Here is a 17404-nt window from a genome sequence, read left to right on the forward strand (position 1 = left end):
TGGCTTATCATAGCTACGTTTTATTATCATTAATTCCTTTCCTGGTATTTTATACCATTGATTAAGGATAGGCATCCTTATCCAGTCATAGAGCAGGAGAATCGATTAAGTTAGCTAATTCTGATAGATTTTTTTCCGAGAATACATGGATGCCGTGTTTTCTTAGTAACGTTGTTGTTACTCCCGCCCCTTCAACCTTAGATCCATTAAAAGAGCCATCATAAATTGTTGCACTACCGCATGAGGGACTAGACTCTTTCAATAGCGCAAAGCGAATATTAAACTGCTGACATAACGCCAACGCTTTTTGAGCACCTAAATAAAATGCTTCACTAACATCAGTCCCATCGCAGGTAAACACCTTGCCACTATTGCGATTTATTTCTGCAGGTGATCTTGGTACAGGCAACCCTCCTTCAACTTCTGGGCAAATAGCCATTAAGCGACCTTCTTGCTGCCATTGAGTAATCAATTGATTAGACAATGACTTTACTTCTCCGTTATATCGAACTTTTTTCCCTAAAAAGCATGCGCTAACCAATATTTTGTCTTGCATGAAACTCTCACTATTATCAATTATTTTAAGTACATTTGATCATTTTAATCAACAAGCTCAAAGCTTTTGACTAAGTCTGGTATTAACTCTGTACTTTGCTGATCTCCCCCTTCGATCCAACAAGATTGACTATAACAATCAAAATTCAAAATAAAATGACGCTTCTCCCAAGAAAAGCGAATATTTTCACGATCAGCGCCTTGTATTTTTTCTATTATCGTGAACTCAGCTAACTTCGAAAATACATCAGTAGATAAAGTTTCGATATCTTCTTGAAACCACTGTTTTTGATAGCTAAAGAGTAACTGGTTATCAAAAAGTTCAGCTTTTGTAATAATGAATGGGTTATTTTTTGACATACTAAATATTTCTACCAGCTATGAGGTTACGTTAACTATAACTATACCCTGTAATGTTTAAGTAACTATACAAAGTTTTATTTAATCATGAAGGCTAATATAATCGAAATAAAAGCTTGATATTAATCAAGCCTTACTCACTTCTTCTCTAAAAAAAACACGACAAATTAGTTTATTTTTCATATACTCAAACTAGAAATATTCTTTTTATAACTAAGCCTGTCTTGCTCGTATTTTAGTTATAAATATTATTATTATTTGTCAAAAATATAAGAGAGTAATTACTATGAATAAACTTATGATTGCTGTTGCAACTACAGCACTATTATCAACATCAGCATTTGCTGGTGATGCAGCAGCCGGTAAAAGTAAAGCAGCAACATGCGCTGCTTGTCATGGCGCGGATGGTATTGCAGCAATTCCAATGTACCCAAACTTAGCAGGGCAAAAAGAAGCTTACCTAGTAAAACAATTAAAAGATTTTAAAGCGGGTACTCGTAAAGATCCTGTTATGGCTGGTATGGCTGCACCATTAAGCGATACTGATATTGCAGATCTTGCAGCATATTACTCAAGTTTAAAATAATATCTGTTAGTATTATTTTAAACCAATAAAAAAGGCCTTTTAAGGCCTTTTTTATTTCACTATGTTAAACATAGATTATTTTATTAGAACTATTCGTTCAATTTACTTGCTTTTACGACGAGCCGTACCAGCTAAACCTAATAATGCTAAACCAAACATTGCTAAAGTTGTTGGTTCAGGAATAGTATTACCATTAGCTTCAAATGTACCATCATTGCCTTGAGCAGAAGCAGTATAGTGTATATCAGAGCCTTGGAATGCGCCATTAGTATCGAAGTTTCCAGCAGCTATACCGCCAGTTACATTCCAAAATATTTCTGCTGAGCCACCGCCAGCTACAGAGCCATCTAGGGTCATGGTGCTATTACCAAATTGAGGCATCGCTGAAAGCGTTAACCATTCAACTCCATCATTATAAGTATTTAATTGACCATTACTAACACCATTAGTATCAACAAACACTTTAGCCCAACCGCCAGTGAATAATGGGCCAACAACACCATTTTTTAGAGGGTTAGGACCAACACCAGCTAGGGTGAAACCACCGAACTCTAATGTTAATGAGCAACCAACACAGAAGTCACCTGCCCCTTGAGAAGGAGCACCATTAAATAGGTTAAACTCACCAAAGCCACTTAATATATCGCCATTTACCGCAAGAGCATTACTTACATAGTTACCCAAGCTATCTTGAAATGACTGAAAGAACTCGCCCTTACCTAGAAAATCAGCGGTATTAAATGGATTAGGAGCACCATTATTATAATCTGGGTCCCAAGTTACACCACCAACATTGATTACTGATGCTGAAGCGCTGGCGCTTGCTAGTATGATCGCTGAGGCTGCAATAATTTTTTTAAATTTATTCATTGTTTTTACCCTTTATATATTCCGTTATAATCCAGTAAAACTAACATCTTAATAGTAACTGCCTATATTAGCGTATGGCTAATAATATAAATAAGTAGCAATTATCAGACCATAAGCAATAAAATCTTATAAAACATACAGCTAATTAATTCTGGTATAAGGTGAGTTTTATTTTTGTAAAAAATCTTGACAGGTCATTAATTAACCTAAAAAGTGGTGGGTTGGATATTAATTAACAGAAAAATAAAAAAGCGACTATATAATAGTCGCTTATAAAAACATCAATTACTTTTTGGTTTAACTAAACCAGAAATGAGCCTGTATTAAAGTTGCGTAGATAACATCAATTTTCTTTTTTCTTGTTGTTTGGTTTTTACTACCACGGTATCAAGTACTTCTTCCGCTTTATTTGGGTGACCATTAGCCATCAATATTTCAACATAATTAAGGGCTATATCAGCATCTTTTCCTTGAGCAAGCTCCATGGCTTGACCTGAAAATTTTAATGCTGCTGCTTTATCGCCAGACTTTAACAACGCTTGTCCATAAGTATCTGCAACATTAGGAACATTCGGAGCTAAATCGAACGCAGTTTTTGCATGCTTAAGCCCTTGCTCGACATTCCCTTTTTCTAAGTATAGCCAAGCCAAGTTATTATTGATAATAACGTCTTTAGGTTGCTGCTGTACAATATCCGCATAATAACTGATTGCTTTTTCCTTGCTACTTTCGTTTTCAAGGTAAAGCCCTGCCAATGTTGCTTTAACACGTATATCATCAGGATTAGCAGCTAAATAATCTTCCAATAATGAGAGAGCCTTCTCTCCCTCATTATTGCTAATATAGGCACCTGCTAAATAAAAAGCATTCTGTGTATTACTATACGCTTTATAAAAGCTCTCTAGCTTAGGCACTGCTTGAACAAAATTCTTCTCAAGTAAGAAAATACGTCCTTGCATGCCATCTTTTAAATTAGCATCAATATCTTTAACGGCTAAGACTTTATACTGTTCTTTTGCTTCTAATAACTTGTTAGCGTTAAGTAATAACTGCATATTTACTAACTGTAAGATTAAATTATCTTGATGTTGCTCTAAACCTCGTTTTACAGTGATTAGAGCACGATCATAGTTTCGTTGTTTAGCATATAAATCAGCCAATAAAACAACAGGCTCTAAATGGTAAGGGTTAGCTTGCTGCCATTTTTCAAGCGCTACTAGCATTTGGTCTAAGTCTTGCTGTTGCTTTGCAATTAAAACCACCAACTGCCAGTATCGTTTAGGTAAATTCTTTTGATTTTCAATGGTATTTAATACAGATTCTGCTTCTTTATCTTTACCTAAACTTAAGTAGGCTTCGGCTAGTAAAGTGACTTTATTGATGTCTTCACTATCCAGTTTATAAGCTGCGATTAGCTTTTCTAAAGCAGCGTCATTACGGTAAGCTGAAAAATATAACTTCAATACATGCGTGTTAGCTGGGTAAACGGTAATGATATAATCTGCTCGGCTATGACTTAACTCTTCATTGTTTTGCTGACGTGCAATACGTAGCTGTTGTGTTAAGGCAAATAAATTATCGGGCTCTAATTGTAAGCTCTGCTCTAACAACCTTTCAGCTTCATCATATTGCTCTTGTTGAATCGCAATACTAGCCATTAAGTTGCTACCACCCGCTTTTTCTGGGTATTTTTCTTGCCATGATGTGGCAATCGACTTGGCTTGGTCAATATCACCTGATTGTAGCGCTGCAAACGCTAAAGCCAACTCTGCTTCAACCAGCTCAGGATCAAGTTTGACAGCATCTTTCAAGTCATCGATTCCCGAAGGGTCGTTCATCATTAATTTTAAAATACCTTGGCGAGCGTTAACCTCGGCATTATCTGAGTTAAGGCTTTCACTTTGTACAACAAGTTTTTTTGCCTCATTAACGGCGCCTAACTCTAATAGCTTAAAGCTTACCGAAGCTAAAAAATCAGCATTGGCTGCTGGGCTATCAACATCTGTAAAACCATCCAGTGTATCGCTAATATCACTGACTAACCCAAGCTCTAATTGGCTCACTGCCAACATTCTGTTTGCTAAATGATCTTTTGGCAAATACTTAACCACACTACGTAAATGATAAGTCGCTTGCTCCCAGTTTTTTAAGTAAAAAGCACTAGCCCCCGCAACTAATTTTAAGTTCATTTGGTTAAAGTCGGCAGCAAGAGCTGACTCCGCATGTTCACTAGATTTTGCGAAATCCTTATCCTCAAACCTTACCATTGCTTTGATATAATGAGCAAAAGGCTGTGTACTAATACTCGCTAAAATAGCATCTGCATATTTTTCTGCCTCAACATATTTTTCAGCCTTTAATAGTGAATCCGCTAATAGCAATTTTATAATGCCTGAGCGAGGTTGTAAGGCTAAGTACTGTTCATAACTATCACTGGCTTGTTTATAGTCTTTCATTACTGTTGCAATTTGACCTTGCAGCATTAATGCATCAACTTGTTTGCTATCAATTGCTAAAACTCGGTCGACAAGCGTTTTCGCTTCTTCATTATTGTTTTCAGATAACTGTAAATAGGCATTAGCTAGCATGCTATACATACTTTGCGCTGCAATGTTTTGCGCTGTTGTGACACTCTCTTTAGCGAGTTCAGTATTTTCTAAGCGTAATGCGGATAATGTTTGATACGCTAAGTAATGACTTTGTTGTTCACTAGCAAGCTGTGTAGCCGCTTCATTTAATGCAATTACGTCATTATCGCTTTCTGTTAACAGATAAGCTCGAGCTAAAAGAGGAATAAGGTGTTTATTATTAGAGCCAAGCTTTTTAGATCGCTCAAGCTCTTTTACCGCAGCAGGACCATCACCTAATTGTAAATAAATTTCACCTAATAAAAAGCGGGCTTGAGCGTTTTTACTATCTAAACGGATAGCATTTTTTAGAGAAATAATCGATTCATTAACTTGATTGGCATCAATATACGTTTTAGCGCTATTAATATGCGATTCAACCGTTTCTTTTTCACCACAGGCGCTCAACGCCAACATAATGCTTACACAAAGTGTAGTTTTAATTAATCTCATTTTATTATCCTTTATTATCGATTATTCTTCTTACTGGCTCGTTTTTAATTCTGTCGCTATGAATTCTAAACATACTAATTAGAACAAAGCCCATCAACTGTGAAGCAAATGGGCTTTTGAGTTAAGCTCGCGTATTAAGTAACGGGCTAGCTAACGATAGATTAGCGTAACACTCATGGTCTGTGACCAAAATGAGCACGTCAGCCCAGCTATCTATTTCGTTTAATGTTTCTAAACGCGCACATTGCCAACTAGGTACAAACGGATCATGGTAGCTAACGGTTACGCCAGCTTTAAGAAAGTGCTCTAAAATCGCATCTGCTGGTGATTCACGACAATCGTCAACATTAGCCTTATAAGCGACTCCTAAAATTCCAACTTTCTTACCTTTAAGATCGCCACTACCCAATAAATTTAATGCCTGTTGAGCAACAATACTTGGACGAGTATCGTTAATAGAACGTGCCAAACGCACAAATTCACCCGCTTTGGTATTTTCAACTAAGAACCATGGATCAATTGGAATACAGTGACCGCCAACTCCAGGTCCTGGTGTTAATACATTCACTCGAGGATGGCGATTAGCTAAACGAATCACTTCATAGACATCAACTTCAAGTTCCTGACATATTTCAGATAACTCATTCGCAAAAGCAATACCGACATCACGCGATGTATTTTCAACAAGCTTGATACATTCTGCTGTGGTTAAGTCTGTTAAGAATACTTCTCCTTTAACAAAACTTTGATAAATCGCTTTAACTTTTAGCTGTGCTAATTCGTTTGTTGCACCGATAATGCGGTCGTTGTGCACTAACTCATATAAAGTTTGACCAGGAATAGCGCGTTCAGGACAATGCACTACATTAATATCTAAACCTGCATCGGCGAAACGCTGCGCAACCGCTAAACTGGTTTGTGGTGAAATGGTTGACTCAACAATAACGGTTTGACCATTTTGAGCGACTTTAGCAATAGCATCTGCTGCACTAAAAACATAACTTCTATCACAGCTGTTATTTTTATGTGGCGTTGGTACCGCGACTAAATAAGTTTCGCTTGATGGAATTTCAGTGCTCGCCTTTAAGAAGCCTTGAGAAACCACTTTATTAATAAGCTCAGGTAAACCTGCTTCGTCAAATGGACATTGGGCATTATTAATCGCAGCAACTTTTTCACTGTTCAAATCAACACCGGTAACACTGTAACCCGCTTCGGCTAATAAACTTGCGATAGGTAAGCCCATATAGCCCATACCAATAACGCTTAATGTTTCATTTTTAGCGACAATGTCTTGATCTAAGGTATTAGGCGTATTATTAGTAATAATATCTAAAATCAATTCAGCAACATGACCATCACCAAATGGATTTTTCCAGTTAAAGCTTTCGCCTGACGCTTCCGCTGATAACCACTTGTCTGCTGCGGCTAATGCTTTATCTGCATCTCTACCCACTAAAACGTTAGCGCCAACCTCAATAGACTCTGGGCGTTCAGTATTGTCACGTAAGGTAATACAAGGAACACCTAATAGACAGGCTTCTTCTTGAATACCGCCTGAGTCAGTTAAAATAAGCTGAGCGTGTTTTTGTAATTGAATAAAATCTAAATAACCAATTGGCGGAATGAGTTTTAAGTAGCTTGGCAATTCAATGTCAAACTCTTTTAATTTTGCTTGAGTTCGCGGATGAATAGGCCAAACAATTGTTTGGCTATATTTAGCATGCAACTTATCGAATAACGCTAGTAGTTCTAATAAATTCGCTGAAACATCAACATTAGAAGCGCGATGCGCGGTAACAAGGAAGAAAGCTTTAGAACTAACACCTAAGTCCGCAAGAATTGTACTGGTGTTCGCTGAAATTTCTAAATGTTGAAAAAGAGAATCTGATACGGTATTACCAACGGTAAATATTTTATCGCTTTCTAAACCTTCTTTAGCCAAAATAGCATGTTGATTAGGACCAACAGCGAATAAATACTCACTCATGTGATCCGTTAAAATACGGTTAGTTTCTTCAGGCATACTGCGGTCATAACTACGTAAGCCTGCTTCAATATGTCCTACTTTAATATCTAACTTTGATGCCGCTAAAGCGCCAGCAAGAACTGTATTGGTATCGCCTTGCACTAACACAATATCAGGCTTTTCTTGCAATAATATAGGTTCCATTTTAATTAAAATATTACCTGTTTGATTGCTATGTAAGCCAGAGCCAACACCTAAATTATAATCAGGTGCCGGTAATTCTAATTCTTTAAAGAAGATGCTATCCATTTCTTGAGAGTAATGTTGATTCGAGTGAATAATAAAGTGGGCAATACCTCGTTTTTTACATTCACGAATTACGGGAGCCATTTTGATTATTTCGGGGCGAGTGCCAACGATAATCCCTATTTTCATTTTACGTCCTTAAAGGTGTCGAATTGTAGTTAATGCTATATATATGCTCAATTGTAAAACAATTTTGCAATGATGTAATTTATTTAATGTATTTTTAACTATTTTAACGATTTAATAGCATTCAAGGTTTCCGTGATTAGTCGATCCTTACATTTTACCTCTGAAAATGTATGGTTCGCTTGAGCTATTGTATGGATTTTAATATTTTCTTGTGTACTAATTGTTCGCCATGAAGTATTTTCAACCATTAACAGCTTAAATTCTTCTGCGGTTAAATCACATTCACTCAATAAAACGGTTACGTTTCCAGCAAAATGACGTAAGCCTATATACATATTATCAACAAAACTTCCTGCGACTGGACTCGTTTTGCTCTGCTGTTGAAAAGTACAAATATCACTCAAGGCTTTAGTCGGCTTTACATTCCCACGTATTAACTTTCCCCAGAAACTTTTACTTAGCAAACGCTTAACATAATACGATTTCAAATATGTCTTGGCTTGGGTCGATGCTTGCCTCACCCAAGGATTTACCAGTACTAAACCACTAACGGTATTTTGTTTATTTTCGGCTAAATGCAATAAAATCGCCGAAGCGGCATCACATAAACCCCATAAATATATTTCTGTTAACTGCGGTTGTTGTTGACGAAATAAAGCAAGCGCGGCAGCAATATCATCTTGAATATCGGTAAATTGACTAATAGCACCTTCACTATCCCCTGCGCCGCTATAATCGAATCGTAAAGCATAATAACCTTGTTCAGCTAAAGCACGAGCCAGTTGTACAAATAAACGATGACTACCTACTCGAGTTTGCGGCCCACCAACAACAATAAGTACACCTTGGGTACTTTTTTGATTAAGTTTATCTGGGCTGTGCTCAATAGCGACAAGTTGCTTTTCTTTGCAGGTAAAAATCAGAGGCGTTTCTAACATGATCCCCCCTGCTCAGTTGAACCGGCTTCTTTGAGTAAATTACGCAAGGTTTGCTCTTCAAAGGAGAGCATTTTTTCTGATAAGGTCAACTCTGTGCTTTGCCAAAACTTTACATCGTTAATAGCTGAAACAGTTAATGAGCTATCTGAGCTTTTAGTTGAAAATAGCTGCTGCTGTTTAGCTCGCGCCATAGGTAATTGATCGCTATCACTCCATTCTAGCCAATGGCAGTGTTTATCAATACTTTCATATTGCGTTAAAGTTTGCTGGCTTAACTCGTCGAGTAATGATGGTTGCATCACGTAACCCGCAATTTCAATCTCGGTTGAGTTTTGCTCAATATTATTGGTTTTGGTTAAATTACTCGCTAATGCTAAGCGTTTGAATTGTTGAACAAAGCGTTTACCATTAAATTCAGGTTGCGCTAATAACAAGCCATCAATCAACGCGATTATATCGCTATTCAAAACTAACGCTGAGGATAGCAAACAAGAAAGGTAAATAGGTTTAGGTTTAGAACTGGGGTTAGCATTGAAAGGTACATCTTGCGCCATTTTTGCTTTAATCGCGTTAATTTGCGCAATAAGGTCTTGCTGCCAAAGAGAAAGGCTGGCTTGCGATAATTCACCGCCACTATCACCACAGCCGTAGTGATCGTAAATAAGACTTTCAACACCTAATTGATAGGCGTTCAACGCTAATCTTGTCTGCATATGACGAGTCTGATTAGCTTGCTCAAATAATGGCGTAACATAAATAATGTATGCACAAATATTTTCAGGGCTGCGTTTCAATTGAAATAGCGGTCCAGCATTACCTGAATAGAATTTAGCTGTCATATTAATCATCATATCAAGCCCACGAAAAGTCGTGATAATTAACCATCAATATTGTCATAAATCAATTGGCTCAAGCTGGCGACTGATTCAAAATTTTCAGCGCTAATATCATCATCATCTAATACCACATCAAATTGCTCTTCTATTTCTCCAATTAAGGTTACTATCACCATAGAGTCAAATTCGGCGATGGCTCCAAATAGTTCAGTCTGCTCATGCCAAAAGCTCTTTTCATAGCTTGGAATTATGCCGCTGAGCAGCGTAATAAGCTGTTGTGATATTTGTGATAGATTCATGTTTTTCCTGCTTACTCCATTGACAATAACTATAAAAATTAACGTAAAAATTAAAATAAATGCGCTATTGCTCGTTGTTTTTACTAAACCATAAATTTTTATAATACGGTAAGGTAATATAACGAAACGAGGCTATTTTTCCTAAAAAGCGTTGTTGATTAAAAATTTGATAACTAACACGCTGCCGCTGTTTTGCTAACCAATCTTTTTTATAAGGCTCACTGCCCATACCAAACTCAATACAGGTGACTTTATCATACTCAAGTACGTGCTCTGACAGTGCCATTGATAAAATAGAGCCCACTGAAAAATTTTTATATTGCTGGTCATAAGCCAACTTGAAAATTGATGCTGTGCCTGATTGTAAAAACCATAACTGCGCCGCAGCAGGTTTGTTATCAACGTATAACATACCAAAGCGCAATTTATTTTCTGCTATGGCCGCACGACAAACTTGCTCAATAAACGCAAAGCTGAACTCTTCACCTTTCCAGCTTTGCTGATAAATACTTTTATAGCCCTCAAAGGCAGTAATAAAATCATCGAGAGTATTAATAATGCGGATATTATATGGGTGTGCAGCCGCTAGTTTTTTACTACGTCGTTTAACGGTATTACGCAATTGGCTAGGTAATTGTTGATAATAACTATTAAAATCAACCAAGTTATCTTGATAGAAATTAGCCGTTTCATTAAATAGCTTACAAGCTTTAAAGTACTTAGTTAGCGCACAAGGTACATTAGCATTTTCAGCAAAACCACCAAGATTCATACTGTGCCAAGTAGTATTTTTATCTATATATTTTAATAAACTAGGTAGATGAGCCTTACCGTCGTCACTTGTATAATAAGGCTCAGCCATTGCAGAATAAAAACTACTGAGTGAATGTAGCTGTAACTTATTATGCTTACCGCGATGAATTAACGGCCAAGCGATCAATAACTGAGGCGCTGTTTCATCATTTGAGTAAAGGCAATGCACCACTAATTTATCATTAGTGGCCATCATAAAATCACGCGTTGCCATTAACCATGGCAGTGTTAATTCAAATAATTTAACAGTAGGAAGCTGCTCTTGATAACGACTGACAAAGTCATCGAAGGTCAATGTTTGATACGATATATGACAACTAGCTTCCATGTTAGTCATTTAGCCTAATTTACTCAGCAAGTAATAGAGCGAGTACTTGCTCTGTTTTGGCTTGCATTAGCGCTTCATCACCTTTACTTTCTACATTTAACCTCACGACTGGCTCGGTATTACTACTACGTAAATTAAAGCGCCAGTCACCAAATTCCATGCTAATACCGTCAGTTTCATCAATCACCTGCGCTTGCTGTTGGTAATGATTAAAAACACGTGCAATAGCCGCTTTGGGATCTGCTATTTTATTATTAATTTCACCTGATGATGGATAAGCAGCAATACGAGCTTTCACTAAAGAAGATAAGGGTTGTTTACGTAAACACACTAACTCTGCAATCAGTAACCACGGGATCATACCGCTATCACAATAGAAAAAATCTCTAAAATAATGATGCGCACTCATTTCACCGCCATATACAGCATCTTCACTGCGCATACGCTCTTTAATAAAAGCATGACCGGTTTTACTTTGAATGGCTTGGCCGCCCGATTGTTCAACAATATCAATGGTATTCCACGTTAATCTTGGGTCGTGAATAATTTTATCTTTGCTGACGCTGGTCGCTGATTTTTTCGCTAAAAAGTTTTCTGCCAACAAACCAACTATATAATAGCCTTCAATAAATTCGCCCTGTTCATCAAATAAGAAACAGCGATCAAAGTCACCATCCCACGCTATACCCATATCAGCGCCGTGTTTTATAACGGCATCAGCTGTCGCACTACGGTTTTCAACCAATAACGGATTAGGAATACCATTAGGGAAATTACCATCAGGTTCATGGTTAACTTTAATAAATTCCACTGGCAGGTTTAATAAGTTAAAAGCCGCTTCAATTGCATCAAGTGCAGGACCTGCTGCGCCATTGCCCGCGTTAACAACTAACTTTAAGGGCGTAATATTTTTTGTATCAATATAACTAAGTAGGTGCTCAGTATAGGCAGCGCTAATATCATGAGTACTTAATTTTCCAGTAGCGGTAACTTCCTCAAAAACATTACTTTCAGCTAAGGCTTGAATATCAAATAATCCCGTATCACCACTAATAGGTTTTGAGTTCTCCCTGACCAACTTCATACCGTTGTAGTCAATAGGGTTATGGCTTGCAGTAACCACTATGCCGCCATCGCACTGTAAATGACTAGTCGCAAAATAAATATGTTCAGTGCCCGCTAAACCTAAGTCAATAACATCACTACCACCCGCCATTAAACCTTGCGCTAGCGCTTGTTTTAACTCATTACTGGTTAAGCGAATATCGCCACCAACAACCACTTTTTTTGCTTTAGTGTGCTGAGCAAAAGCACGGCCGACGCGATAAGCAACATCAACGTTTAATTCTGTGCCTAATTTGCCACGAATATCGTACGCTTTAAAACAAGTGATTTTACTCGGGGTATTATTAGCAGCGGCATTAGTTAATGAGGTCATTAAGCAAACTCGTCCTTAGTTATGTTATTGAAATTTAGTGGTGTGATTAAAAGATGGTTGCGGTGATATTAATCTACTGAATGATTATTTTCAGTAACCTTAGCTTCCAACTCAGCAAATTTAGCTTCAAGTTCACTTAACTTAGCACGTGTTTTAATAAGCACTTGTGTTTGTACATCAAACTCTTCACGGGTAACAACATCTAATTGTGCTAATTTACTTTGCAATACTGTTTTAGCTTTATCTTCAAACTCATTCGCCATGCTTTTTAAGCCTGGAGGAATAGACTCTGAAACTTGTTTTGCAATTTCTTCAATTTTTTTAGCGTTGATCATTATTTTTCCTACATGAGTACTTTGTGAACTTTTTGCTCTTAGCTGCATTGTAACTGTTTTGCCGCCAAGGAAAAACAGGTAAAATTAACCCGAGACAATTTTTCTATTGAGTAGCTATGAAACTTAACCCCGGACAAAATGAAGCAGTTAAATATATCAGCGGACCTTGCTTAGTGCTGGCAGGCGCTGGCTCAGGTAAAACTGGGGTTATTTGTCAGAAAATAGCGTATTTAATTCAAAAATGTGGTTATAAAGCACGAAATATTGCTGCGGTAACTTTTACCAATAAAGCCGCTCGAGAAATGAAAGAGCGTATTCAAAAAATGCTCGGCCGTGAATTAACACGTGGTTTAACGGTATCAACCTTTCACTCATTAGGCCTTGATATTGTACGCCGTGAAATAAAAACGTTAGGTTACAAACCCGGTTTTACCTTATTTGATGACCAAGATACCCTCGCCTTATTAAAAGAATTAACCATTGATGAACTTGATGGCGATAAAGACCTACTCAGTAAATTGCAAAGTATGATTTCCAACTGGAAAAACGACTTACTATTGCCCGATGCTGCCATAAAAAGAGCTAACGGTGCTGATGAGGTTGAAAATGCTGAATTTTATCAACGCTACTACAAACATATGATTGCCTATAACGCACTCGACTTTGATGACTTAATTCTTATTCCCACGTTATTACTCAAAAACTACCCTGAGGTTAGAGCGCGTTGGCAGCAAAAAATTCAATACTTATTAGTAGACGAATACCAAGATACTAACGCTAGTCAATATGAATTAGTTCGCCATATTGCTGGTGAACGTGCGCGTTTAACCGTAGTAGGCGACGACGATCAGTCAATCTATTCGTGGCGTGGTGCAAAACCAGAAAATTTAGTTTTACTGGGTAAAGATTTTCCTAATTTAAAGCTGATCAAATTAGAACAAAACTACCGCTCAAGTGGTCGTATTTTAAAATGCGCTAACGTGCTCATTGCTAATAACCCGCACGTTTATGATAAAGCTTTATTTAGTGAGCTTGCTTACGGTGTTGAGCTAAGAGTGGTGCAGGCCAAAAATGAAGAAAACGAAATAGAGCGTGTTATTGGTGAGTTGATTGGTCACCGCTTTATGAACCGCAGTCAATATAAAGATTACGCAGTATTATATCGTGGTAACCACCAATCTCGCTTACTTGAAAAAGCACTGATGCAAAACAGAATTCCTTACAAAATCAGTGGTGGCACATCATTTTTCTCTCGTTCAGAGGTAAAAGATGTAATGGCGTATTTACGCGTATTGGTAAACCCTGACGATGATAATGCCTTTTTACGTATTGTTAATGTCCCTAAACGCGAATTAGGTCCGGCAACATTAGAAAAACTCGGTACTTATGCCAATATGCGTCAAATTAGTATGTTTGCCGCAAGTTTTGAACTTGGCTTAGAACAAACGCTTTCAGGTCGTGGACTAATGAAACTACAGGCTTTTACTCAATGGCTAGTAGAAACCGGTGATAACGCAATGCGTGGCGATACCGCTGCCGTTTTACGGTCAATGATTCGTGAAATAAATTACGAAGACTTTTTATACGACACCTCACCAAGCGCTAAAGCTGCAGAAATGCGCATGAAAAACATCACTGAGCTATTCAGCTGGGTCACACAAATGCTAGAAGGCAATGAAGATGACGAGCCGATGACCTTGCCTGAAATTGTCACTCGCTTAACCTTACGCGATATGATGGAGCGCAATGAAGAAGAAGACAGCAGTGATCAAGTACAATTAATGACACTGCATGCTTCTAAAGGTTTAGAGTTTCCGTATGTATTCCTTATTGGCATGGAAGAAGGTTTATTACCCCATCAAACAAGTATTGATGAGGGCTCGGTTGAAGAAGAGCGTCGCCTCGCTTACGTTGGTATTACTCGCGCTCAACGTGAGTTAATATTCACTTATGCGAGAGAGCGCCGTCAATTTGGTGAAGTAGCTAGAACCGAAGCCAGCCGCTTTTTACATGAACTACCGCAAGATGATTTAAACTGGGAATTAGGTCAAGTTAAGAAGAAAACCGAAGCGCATGTTGAACAATCAAATAAACAAGGTGTGGCTAACTTACGGTCTCTGTTTAAAAAATAGCACAATGTTGTCAATAGCCGAAATGAGGTGGACGACTACCTCATAGTACTAAGTTGGCTTAGGCTGATTCTCGTAATTTAAGACATTGTCTTATGTCTTAAATTAGCCAATAGCTGACATTAACTTTTGAGTCACTGACGGCAGAACAGGTCTAAGCAACTACAACAAATTTAATTATTGATTTATCTTGAATGCGATTTTTAAGCTGAGCTAAGTAACTCATTATTTACGCCATAAAATCCATTTTATTTTGATGGTATTCTTGGCTGTTTATAATAGCCATGGCTTTTTATCTATCGTTTGATTGAATGGCGGCTATAGCCCTCATTTCTAATTTAATCAGTACATTGTTTATTTCGTTTAGCTTTGCAATTAAAGGGGGTCTTCATTCTGTTGATTTAATAATAACTTTTCTAACAATCCATTAAGTTTAGACTCATATTCTTTATATCTATCGAGCCACTTTATATCTGATGAAAATGCATAACTCAGAACTGATGAAGTCAGTACTTCATCATAATATTTTAGCTCTATTGCCATATTTTCTAACTGAGATACTGAAAAGTGATCAACAGATTCTATATTGTTTAGTACTACTTCTTCTTTAGATTGTTGTGCAAAACAATTTGACAGAGAAGTAGTACTTAATATTAAAGCCGTCATAACTAAAAGCTTAAAGAATACTTTCATTCATGAACCTATAACTTATATTTTTATAAAATAGTAGAGTAAATTTATTTTTAATTGGCGCTAGCTTTTAATTAAAAATGACCAGACAAAAATGTATTTCACTTTATTATTGTTATCTGCCTTACTAATTATGTTGTTATTTTAAATATTTGGAATTAATAATTTATTACTATCTATCTTGGCTTGTGATTTAAAATAGATCAAAACTTAATAATTAACCTCAGATCGGGATAAGAATTATTAAATTGAACTAAATGCCTGTTCCACGATCCGATCTTTCGACTAAGAAAAAACAGAAAGATAAAAAGGAACAGGCATGAATAAACTAGTTGAAATATTCTGTGATGTCGATGATTTTTGCCGAGTATTTATCCCCGAATTAGAAAAGCAACTCATTGAAGATGGAAGTCAAAAGCGCAGACGTTCAAGTCGAATGACAATGAGTGAAATCATCACGATCCTCATTGCCTTTCACATGTCTCATCACCGGGACTTTAAAAACTATTATAAGGGTTACATTGCAAAGTTTTATAAAAGTCACTTCCCTCATTTATTAAGCTACACACGATTCTTAGAGGTTATTCCTAAAGCAATCATTCCTTTATCTAGTTATTTCTCAACACTCAAAGGTGAGGCTACAGGGATTGAATTTATTGACTCAACGAGTATTAAGGTCTGCCATAACTTACGTATTCCTAGACACAAAACATTTGGTGGGATTACTCAACGGGGTAAAGGAACAATGGGATGGTTTTATGGATTTAAGCTTCACCTAGTCACTAATTATCGGGGTGAAATAGTGGATGCAAAACTCACCACCGGTAATGTACATGATACAAAGCCTGTACCTGATATCACCAAAAAACTATCGGGTAAGCTATATGCGGATAAGGGTTATATCAGCAAAAAATTGTCAGAGAAATTAAAAGATGATGGTGTGGATTTGATCACCACAGTAAGACGAAATATGAAAGCCAAAGCTATGTCATTATGGGATAGAGCTATGCTCTCAAGGAGGTTTATTATTGAAACGATAAATGACCAATTAAAGAATATTTCTCAAATAGAGCACTCACGCCACCGTAGCCCAAACGGTTTTATGTTGAATATGTTAGCAGGACTTGTGGCTTATTGCCTTAAAGAAAATAAGCCACGCCTTAATATATCTGACGTTGAGAGGAATGCCATGATTGCCGCTTAAGCCGATCTGAGGTTAATTAGCTTTAATATAAACGACAGTTAACGCTAAATGACTATTATTATTTATCTTTTTCTAATAAGTTAATTTTTATCACACCTAAGTAAAATGTATCAATAAGAACATCGTCTGGCACCTAATATGCTGTAACTTTATTGTCAAAAAAAGTGAAGTTAAAAGGAGTATGATTAACTGGAACTCAACTAGATGCCGCACCAACACTATCGCCATTTGAACCTTTCATTAACAAACCCTCTAAACTGATATTAAAAAAGCCGACGATTAGGCTAACATCATTATTTCCATCGCAGGTCATTATCCTTAAAGATTCGGGACAATAATAACAATAGTCAGAGATACTCGAACATTGCCGTTGAAGGTTGACCGATTAATATAGGTTGGTTTTATTCGGTCATTTAATACCTTTAAGACTTTCCTTATATCAAACTATAATTTTTCCAATTTTATTAAGGGATTTCAGGATAAGTTTGCAATTACAACAGTCATTATCTACTCTAATTTAAGTAGATAATTAACAAGTA

General features: G+C 37.0%; 15 protein-coding genes. 3 read left to right on the forward strand and 12 right to left on the reverse strand.

Translation table 11 applies throughout. The features are described from left to right. Positions 1-85: 85 nt before the first annotated feature. Positions 86-556 (reverse strand): DUF523 domain-containing protein, encoded by a 471-nt coding sequence (locus KO495_RS17030; protein WP_215981608.1) that lies wholly within the window; start codon positions 554-556, stop codon positions 86-88. A gap of 44 nt (positions 557-600) precedes the next feature. Next, positions 601-915, reverse strand: coding sequence for a DUF3630 family protein (locus tag KO495_RS17035; RefSeq protein ID WP_215981609.1), 315 nt, complete (start codon positions 913-915; stop codon positions 601-603). A gap of 286 nt (positions 916-1201) precedes the next feature. On the opposite strand from KO495_RS17035, the gene KO495_RS17040 reads away from it, so the two are divergent. Then, positions 1202-1501, forward strand: coding sequence for a cytochrome c (locus KO495_RS17040; protein WP_215981610.1), 300 nt, complete (start codon positions 1202-1204; stop codon positions 1499-1501). 102 nt (positions 1502-1603) lie between these two features. On the opposite strand, the gene KO495_RS17045 is transcribed toward KO495_RS17040, so the two are convergent. The 9 genes from KO495_RS17045 to KO495_RS17085 form a co-directional block, all read right to left on the reverse strand. Beyond that, positions 1604-2371, reverse strand: a complete 768-nt coding sequence (locus KO495_RS17045) for a PEP-CTERM sorting domain-containing protein (RefSeq protein WP_215981611.1) — start codon at positions 2369-2371, stop codon at positions 1604-1606. A 323-nt stretch (positions 2372-2694) separates the two neighbouring features. Beyond that, positions 2695-5451, reverse strand: a complete 2757-nt coding sequence (prsT, locus tag KO495_RS17050; protein ID WP_215981612.1) for an XrtA/PEP-CTERM system TPR-repeat protein PrsT — start codon at positions 5449-5451, stop codon at positions 2695-2697. 121 nt (positions 5452-5572) lie between these two features. Next, positions 5573-7855 (reverse strand): UDP-N-acetylglucosamine 2-epimerase (non-hydrolyzing), encoded by a 2283-nt coding sequence (gene wecB / locus KO495_RS17055; RefSeq protein ID WP_215981613.1) that lies wholly within the window; start codon positions 7853-7855, stop codon positions 5573-5575. Between the two features lie 98 nt (positions 7856-7953). Then, on the reverse strand, positions 7954-8793 hold the full coding sequence (locus tag KO495_RS17060) for a hydrolase 1, exosortase A system-associated (protein WP_215981614.1): 840 nt from the start codon (positions 8791-8793) through the stop codon (positions 7954-7956). Beyond that, complete coding sequence (locus KO495_RS17065; RefSeq protein ID WP_215981615.1) at positions 8787-9644, reverse strand: hypothetical protein; 858 nt, start codon at positions 9642-9644, stop codon at positions 8787-8789. The genes KO495_RS17060 and KO495_RS17065 overlap by 7 nt, the downstream gene beginning before the upstream one ends. Positions 9645-9670: 26 nt before the next feature. Next, positions 9671-9928 carry an acyl carrier protein gene (locus KO495_RS17070; protein WP_215981616.1) on the reverse strand — a complete coding sequence of 86 codons (258 nt, stop codon included), beginning with the start codon at positions 9926-9928 and terminating at the stop codon, positions 9671-9673. 64 nt (positions 9929-9992) lie between these two features. After that, positions 9993-11078, reverse strand: a complete 1086-nt coding sequence (locus KO495_RS17075) for a GNAT family N-acetyltransferase (protein WP_215981617.1) — start codon at positions 11076-11078, stop codon at positions 9993-9995. A 10-nt stretch (positions 11079-11088) separates the two neighbouring features. Further along, positions 11089-12507, reverse strand: a complete 1419-nt coding sequence (locus KO495_RS17080; protein WP_215981618.1) for a phosphomannomutase CpsG — start codon at positions 12505-12507, stop codon at positions 11089-11091. Positions 12508-12575: 68 nt separating this feature from the next. Beyond that, complete coding sequence (locus KO495_RS17085; RefSeq protein WP_215981619.1) at positions 12576-12842, reverse strand: accessory factor UbiK family protein; 267 nt, start codon at positions 12840-12842, stop codon at positions 12576-12578. A 116-nt stretch (positions 12843-12958) separates the two neighbouring features. Between KO495_RS17085 and rep the strand changes: the two genes are divergently transcribed. Beyond that, positions 12959-14974 (forward strand): DNA helicase Rep, encoded by a 2016-nt coding sequence (rep, locus tag KO495_RS17090; RefSeq protein ID WP_215981620.1) that lies wholly within the window; start codon positions 12959-12961, stop codon positions 14972-14974. A gap of 372 nt (positions 14975-15346) precedes the next feature. Here rep and KO495_RS17095 read toward each other — a convergent pair whose 3' ends face one another. Continuing rightward, entirely contained in the window at positions 15347-15664 is a 318-nt protein-coding gene (locus tag KO495_RS17095) for a hypothetical protein (RefSeq protein WP_215981621.1), read from the reverse strand. Between the two features lie 316 nt (positions 15665-15980). Between KO495_RS17095 and KO495_RS17100 the strand changes: the two genes are divergently transcribed. Next, positions 15981-16865 carry an IS982 family transposase gene (locus KO495_RS17100; protein ID WP_215981622.1) on the forward strand — a complete coding sequence of 295 codons (885 nt, stop codon included), beginning with the start codon at positions 15981-15983 and terminating at the stop codon, positions 16863-16865. The last annotated feature ends 539 nt before the right edge of the window (positions 16866-17404 follow it).

The organism is Colwellia sp. D2M02 (assembly GCF_018860755.1).
Classification (GTDB): Bacteria; Pseudomonadota; Gammaproteobacteria; order Enterobacterales; family Alteromonadaceae; genus Colwellia; species Colwellia asteriadis.